This is a genomic window from Methylobacterium sp. WL64 (assembly GCF_008039945.1).
Taxonomy (GTDB): domain Bacteria; phylum Pseudomonadota; class Alphaproteobacteria; order Rhizobiales; family Beijerinckiaceae; genus Methylobacterium.
In genome coordinates, this window is record NZ_VRVA01000186.1 from 1 (window position 1) to 6,980 (window position 6,980).

The window sequence follows — 6,980 nt, forward strand, 5'->3', positions numbered from 1 at the left end:
GGGGCAACAGGTCCGCGGCAGCGGCCAGGCAGGGCGCGCCGACGCTCGCCGCGAGCGTCAGGCTGCGCACCAAAGCGTTCAGCTTGGAGCGGGCCATGGAGATTCCTTCACTAGACTCGTGTGCCGGAGGCTTGGCATGCCGGCTCTGTTGACGAGGCGAAGGATGGATCGAACGTCTTAAATCCGGCTTAACGTTAAATGTTAGCCTTGCCGGCTGCTTACGGTCCGCAAACCTGCACCCCAGGGAAGGATTTGCTAGTCTTGCCCGCACCATCCCGCACCGTCAGGACGACGACGACGCCCGCCGGCGGATCGGGCTGAGCCGGTGTTGCCCGAGGACGTGCGCATCCTGGCGCTGATGCTGCCGGAGACGGTGGCGGGCGCCCACCGCGGCAACCCGGATTTCCGGGTCGGCGGCCGGGTCTTCGCGACCCTGTGGGTGGAGGAGGACCGGGTGGTGCTGCGCTTGGCCCCGGCCGACCAGGCCGCGTTGTGCGAGGCCGAGCCGGACCTGTTCACGCCCCTGGACGGCGCCTGGGGCCGGCGCGGCTGGACCAATCTCGACCTCGACCCGTGCGAGGAGGAGACCCTGCGCGCCGCCCTGCTGGCGGCGTGGCGGACCACCGCGCCCGCTTTGCTGCGCGCCGCATATGCGTGAGCGCGAAAGCCCCGCCGAAGGGCCGCGGGCCCCTCGGGACCCCCGACCTCAGGCTGCGACTTTCGTGACGGCCTCGACCACCTCGTCGACCACCTCGTTGACCAGGCCGCGGTCGTCGCCCTCGGCCATCACGCGGATCACCGGCTCGGTGCCGGAGGGGCGGATCACAAGGCGGCCGCCATTGCCCAGCCGGGCGCGGGCCTGGGCGATGGCGCTGACCACGCTGTCCTGGCTCAGCGGCTCGCCGGCCCGGTAGCGGACGTTCTTGAGGATCTGCGGCAGCGGGTCGAAGCAGTGGCAGACCTCGCTCACCGGCCGGCCCTGGCGCTGCACCACGCTCAGGATCTGCAGGGCCGCCACCAGGCCGTCGCCCGTGGTGGTGTAGTCCGACATGATGATGTGGCCGGATTGCTCGCCGCCGAGGTTGTAGCCGTGCTCGCGCATGTGCTCGAGCACGTAGCGGTCGCCGACCGCGGTGCGGGCCAGCGACAGGCCGAGGCCGCCGAGAAAGCGCTCCAGGCCGAGATTGGACATGATGGTGGCCACCAGCCCCGGCTGGGTGAGCCGCTCGTCCTCCTGCCAGGAGCGCGCGACCACGGCCATCAGCTGGTCGCCGTCGACCACGTGGCCCTTCTCGTCGACGATCAGCACCCGGTCGGCGTCGCCGTCCAGCGCGATGCCGATATCGGCCCGGCGCTCGCGCACCTTGGCGACCAGGGCGGCCGGGGCGGTGGAGCCGACATCCCGGTTGATGTTGAACCCGTCCGGCTCGGTGCCGATGGCGATCACCTCGGCGCCGAGCTCCCACAGGGTCTCGGGGGCGACCCGGTAGGCGGCGCCGTTGGCGCAATCGACCACCACCCGCAGGCCGTCGAGGGTCACGTGTCGGGGCAGGGTGCGCTTGGCGAACTCGATGTAGCGGGCGTGCACACTCTCGATCCGCTTGGCCCGGCCGAGGTCGGCGGAGCCGGCCAGCTTGGTGTGCAGCTCGGCGTCGATCAGCTCCTCGATCTCACGCTCGATCGCGTCGTTGAGCTTGAACCCGTCGGGCCCGAACAGCTTGATGCCGTTATCCTCGAAGGCGTTGTGCGAGGCCGAGATCATCACCCCGATATCGGCCCGCATCGAGCGGGTCAGCATCGCCACCGCGGGGGTCGGCACCGGGCCGAGCAGCAGCACGTCCATGCCGACCGAGGTGAAGCCCGCCACCAGGGCGGTCTCGATCATGTAGCCCGACAGGCGGGTGTCCTTGCCGATCACCACCCGGTGGCGGTGGTCGCCGCGCTGGAACACCAGACCCGCCGCCTGGCCGACCTTCAGGGCGAGTTCCGGGGTGATCACCCCGTTGGCCCGGCCCCGGATGCCGTCGGTTCCGAAATACTTGCGCGCCATCACGATCTCCGGTGCCGGGCCTCTCGTCCGGCCAACGCGGCGACAGAGTAGCGCGACAGAACTTAGCAGATTGGATTGCCCCGGGTGCTCCCCGACAAAGACGGTCGAAATGCGGCGTGCCCCGGCGCGGGGCGCTACAGCACCCGCGGGAGCGCCGCCGTGAGCAGCGTCACGCCGGAGACCGTCAGGAGGCCGAGCACCACCCGGCGGAACGCCGTCTCGCTCAGGCCGACATAGACCTGTGTGCCGAGGAAGACCGGGATCAGCATGGCGGGCAGCACCACGGCCAGCATCGGCAGCGCCGTCCGGGTGACGAGTCCGGAGCCGAGATAAACCAGCATCGTGACCGCCAGCATCGTCAGGTTGAAGTTCTGGATGATCGTGCGCTGGACGTCGCGCTCGTAGCCGCGCAGGACGCACCACAGGGTCGGCAGCGTGCCGGTGAAGCCGCCGAGCCCGCCGAGCAGGCCGCCGCCCAGGCCGACGACGGCATCCGCCAGCCGCCCGCCCACGGTGATCCGCGGCAGGTCCTTGGCGAGCAGCATCGCCGGGCACCACACGACCAGCAGGGTGCCGAGCACCAGCTTGAACCAGTCGGCATTGAGGTGCGGCAGCAGGAGCACGCCCAGCGGAATCCCGGCCAGCCCGCCCAGCACGAACGGGGCGAGGCGGGCCCGGTCGAAGCCGCGCCGGACCGTCACGGCGGCCACGATCTGGCCGGTCAGGGATCCGGCCACCGCCAGGACGGCGGCCAGTTGCGGATCGATCACCCAGGCCCAGAACGACAGGGCCACGAGCCCGAAGGCGAAGCCCGACAGCCCCTGCACGAACCCGGCGACCGCGGCCCCGAAGCCGACGACGAGATAAACGGACAACGCCATCGGGTACGCGGCTCGGAAAGATCCCGCTCCCGGTCTTTCCGATTCGCCCACCGGATCCGAGCCTCCGGCCGAGCTTGCGGGGGGTGTTCGCGGACAGCCGGGGCGGATTGTCAGGGGGGGCTGGAGGCTCCGGTCCGGAACCGAGACGCGCCCTCGCTGCGCGGCGATCCGGGGGGTTCACATATCGGTCGGCGTTGATCGCGACGTGCCCCGTCTCCCGTGCGAGAGAGGCAGGGGTGAAGGATACGCCCTCTCCGGAAGAACCCGTCCCCTCAACCCTGTCCCTCTCGCTAACGGGAGAGGGGACCCGCGCCACAGCGTTCACGGCCGGAGACCGCTTGACGCGGAAAACCCAACGAAAAAGGGCGCCTCGCGGCGCCCTTCTAGTATCGTCGTCGACCGGGATCAGGCCTGCGGCTGCGGCTCCAGGCCACCGTCGCTCTCCTTCGGGCGGCCACGGCCCGCGGAGGGGACCGAGGAGCCCCGGGCCGGGGTCGGGGGCACGTCGCCGCCGTCGCGGAGCGGGGGCTGGCCCTTCAGCAGGTTGCGGATCTCGTCGCCCGAGAGGGTCTCGTATTCGAGCAGCCCTTGAGCGAGCGCCTCCAGGTCGTCCTTGTGCTCGGCCAGGATGCGCCGGGCCTCCTCCAGGCCGGTCTCGACCAGGCGGCGGACTTCGGCGTCGATCTTCTGGGCGGTCGATTCCGACACCGATTGCTGCCGGCCCATCGACATGCCGAGGAAGACCTCGTCGTTATTCTCGCCGTACGCCACGGTGCCGAGCTCAGGCGAGAAGCCCCAGCGGGTCACCATCATCTTGGCGAGACGGGTCGCCTGCTCGATGTCCGACTGGGCGCCCGACGTGACTTTGTCCCGGCCGAAGGTCATCTCCTCGGCGATGCGGCCGCCCATCATAATCGCCAGCCGCGAGGTCATCTGCTCGAAGCTCATGGAGAGCTTGTCGCGCTCGGGCAGCTGCATGACCATGCCGAGCGCCCGGCCGCGCGGGATGATGGTCGCCTTGTGCACCGGGTCGGTGGCCGGGACATTGAACGCCACGATGGCGTGGCCGCCCTCGTGATAGGCGGTGAGCCGCTTCTCGTCCTCGGTCATCACCAGGGTGCGCCGCTCGGCGCCCATCATGACCTTGTCCTTGGCGTCCTCGAACTCGTGCATCGTGACGATGCGCTTGCCGCGACGGGCCGCCAGCAGCGCCGACTCGTTGACGAGGTTCATCAGGTCGGCACCCGAGAAGCCGGGGGTGCCGCGGGCGATCACCTTGAGGTCGACATCGGGGGCCAGCGGCACCTTGCGGACATGGACCCGCAGGATGCGCTCGCGGCCGGTGACGTCCGGGTTCGGCACCATGATCTGGCGGTCGAACCGGCCCGGGCGCAGCAGCGCCGGGTCGAGCACGTCGGGGCGGTTGGTCGCCGCGATGATGATGACGCCTTCGTTGGCCTCGAACCCGTCCATCTCCACGAGGAGCTGGTTCAGGGTCTGCTCGCGCTCGTCGTTGCCGCCGCCGAGGCCGGCGCCGCGATGGCGGCCGACCGCGTCAATCTCGTCGATGAAGATGATGCAGGGCGCGTTCTTCTTGGCCTGCTCGAACATGTCGCGCACGCGGCTGGCACCGACGCCCACGAACATCTCGACGAAGTCGGAGCCCGAGATGGTGAAGAACGGCACGTTGGCCTCGCCCGCGACCGCCCGGGCGATCAACGTCTTACCGGTGCCGGGCGGGCCGACGAGCAGCACGCCGCGCGGGATCCGGCCGCCGAGCCGCTGGAACTTTTGCGGGTCGCGGAGGAATTCCACGATCTCCTGGAGGTCTTCCTTGGCCTCCTCGACGCCCGCGACGTCGTCGAACGACACGCGGCCGTGCGCTTCGTTCAGGAGCTTGGCCTTGGACTTGCCGAAGCCCATGGCGCGGCCGGCGCCGGACTGCATCTGGCGGCTGAGGAAGATCCAAGCGCCGATGAAGACGAGGATCGGCAGCCAGCTCACGAGCAGCTGGATGAACCAGGGGGTGTTGTCGGACGGCGGGCGGGCCGTGATCGTCACGCCCTTACCCTGGAGCTTGGAGACCAAGCTCGGGTCGTTGGGCGCGTAGCTGGTGAAGTTGCCGCCCCCGACATAGGTGCCGGACACGTCCTGCCCGGAGATCACCACCGACTGGATCTTGCCGGCATCGGCATCGTTGAGCAGCTGGCTATAGGCGATCTCGCTGCCGCCGCCCCGGTGACCCGGGTTCTGGAACAGCGTGACGAGGGCCAGCACCAGCAGGAAGATGACGACCCACAAGGCAAAGTTGCGAAAATTCGGGTTCATCGATCGATCCTTGGTGCGTGCGGCCCCCTAGACGGACACCTCGCGCGGCTTTGCCGGTCCATCCGTGCACACCTCGCCAATGTAGGCGGGGGGGGCTGCGTTGCCAAGTAAGCCGCTCCCCCCTGCGGCGAGGGCAGCATCTATCCGTCAATCGGCGGTCTTGTGCCGGCGGGGCGGCGCGGCCGCCAGGCTGACCGTGCCGGCGGCATCCGCGGCGATCAGGATCCCGGCCAGGGTCCGCCGGATCGGCTCCCGGCGGCGCAGGGCCGGCAGCAGCGCCCCGAGGACCAGGGATTCCAGGCGCTCGAGGCGGCGCGGCGCGGCCCCGGCCCGGGTGAGGGCGGCGTCGAGACAGCGCAGGGCCGTGGCCTCCGGCAGGGTCGCCAGCACGGCGCCGTCGAGGCGCAGCGCGGCGGCATCGGTATTCTTTGCCGGGAGCACAGCCGCCGCGAGGGCGTGTGCGGCCATGACCCGGAGGGCGGCGTCGTCCCGGGCGGCCCGCTCGGCCAGGCGGGCGAGCCGTGCCGGGCTCAGGCCCTCGGCCGCCAGGGCCGTCCAGGCGGCGCGCAGGCGGGCGCGGGCGAAGCGCGGATCGGCATTGGCCGGATCGCGGACATGCGGGATGCCGCGGGTCTCGCACCACGCCGTCAGGGTCGCCTTCGGCAGGGCCAGGAACGGCCGACCGAGGGTGATGCCGGGGGCGAGCGGGCGCTCGGCCCGCATGCCGGCGAGCCCGGCCGGTCCGCTGCCCGCGGCAAGCCGCATCAGCACGGTCTCGGCCTGGTCGTCCCGGGTATGGCCGGTGAGCACAAGGCCGGCGCCGACCGCCTCGGCATGGGCGGCCAGCAGCCGGTAGCGGGCAGCCCGGGCCGCGTCCTGCAGGCCGGTGCCGGGCTTCGAGCCAGCCCAGGCGAGGACCGCGTGCGGCAGGCCGAGCGCCCGGGCCGCCCGGCCGACGCCCTCGGCTTCCGGGCCTGAATCCGGGCGCAGGCCGTGATCGACGGTGGCGACCCGCACAGTTGCCCCAAGCGCGGCGGCGGCGTGCATCAGCGCGCTCGAATCGGGCCCCCCCGAAACGGCGAGCAGCACGCCGCGCTCGGGCCGACCAAGCCAGGGCGCGAGGGCGCGGAGGACCGGATCGTCCGACGGTCCAGTCATGGATTCAAAAGGTCCCCGACCTTTTGCGGGTCCAGGGCAGAGCCCTGGTATCTCGTGGGCTCCGCCCCCGAACCCCGCCAAAGGGCACGCCCTTTGGGATCCCCGATCAGGCCGCGCAGCGGGCGCGCTTCTGCTCCCGGGCGACGCCCTGGCGGACGCCGGAGCCGGCATTGGGGAATTTCCGGTCCAGCTCGGCGAGCGTCGCGCAGGCCTGCTCGCGGGCGCCCAACGCGTTGAGCGTGACGCCGAGCTTCAGCATCGCGTCCGGCGCCTGGGACGAGCGGGCGTAATCGGTGGAGACCTTCAGGAACTGCTCGGCCGCCTCGCGGTTGCGGCCGCGGGCCAGGTAGCTCTCGCCGAGCCAGTAGGTCGCGCCGGCGACCCGGTTGTCGCGGGGATGCGACTGGATGAACTGGCGCAGGCCCATCTCGGCCTGCTCGTACTGCTTGGAACGGTAGAGCTCGACCGCGGTCTCGTAATCGGCGGACGGATCTCCGGTCCGGGTGGCGGCCACGCTCTCGGCGGGGCGGGCCGCCGGGACCGGGATCGCGCCGGTGCGGGCG

General features: G+C 71.1%; 6 protein-coding genes and 1 pseudogene. 1 reads left to right on the forward strand and 6 read right to left on the reverse strand.

Features of this window, described 5'->3' with window-relative positions; translation table 11 throughout:
- Positions 1–97 (reverse strand): annotated as a pseudogene (locus FV242_RS35940) (porin family protein); the annotation flags it as partial.
- A gap of 228 nt (positions 98–325) precedes the next feature.
- Between FV242_RS35940 and FV242_RS31720 the strand changes: the two are divergent.
- A complete protein-coding gene (locus FV242_RS31720; RefSeq protein ID WP_147910785.1) occupies positions 326–658 on the forward strand; it encodes an MmcQ/YjbR family DNA-binding protein in 333 nt (110 codons plus the stop codon).
- A gap of 48 nt (positions 659–706) precedes the next feature.
- Here the strand turns inward: FV242_RS31720 and glmM are convergent, their stop codons facing one another.
- The 5 genes from glmM to ybgF form a co-directional block, all read right to left on the reverse strand.
- A complete protein-coding gene (gene glmM, locus FV242_RS31725; protein WP_147910786.1) occupies positions 707–2,050 on the reverse strand; it encodes a phosphoglucosamine mutase in 1,344 nt (447 codons plus the stop codon).
- 134 nt (positions 2,051–2,184) lie between these two features.
- A complete protein-coding gene (locus FV242_RS31730; protein WP_147941699.1) occupies positions 2,185–2,931 on the reverse strand; it encodes a sulfite exporter TauE/SafE family protein in 747 nt (248 codons plus the stop codon).
- 405 nt (positions 2,932–3,336) lie between these two features.
- A complete protein-coding gene (gene ftsH, locus FV242_RS31735) occupies positions 3,337–5,259 on the reverse strand; it encodes an ATP-dependent zinc metalloprotease FtsH (protein ID WP_147910788.1) in 1,923 nt (640 codons plus the stop codon).
- 147 nt (positions 5,260–5,406) lie between these two features.
- Positions 5,407–6,417 carry a tRNA lysidine(34) synthetase TilS gene (gene tilS / locus FV242_RS31740; RefSeq protein WP_147941700.1) on the reverse strand — a complete coding sequence of 337 codons (1,011 nt, stop codon included), beginning with the start codon at positions 6,415–6,417 and terminating at the stop codon, positions 5,407–5,409.
- Positions 6,418–6,523: 106 nt separating this feature from the next.
- Positions 6,524–6,980 (reverse strand): tol-pal system protein YbgF (ybgF, locus tag FV242_RS31745; RefSeq protein ID WP_147941701.1); only part of this gene is annotated, 457 nt, incomplete at its 5' end.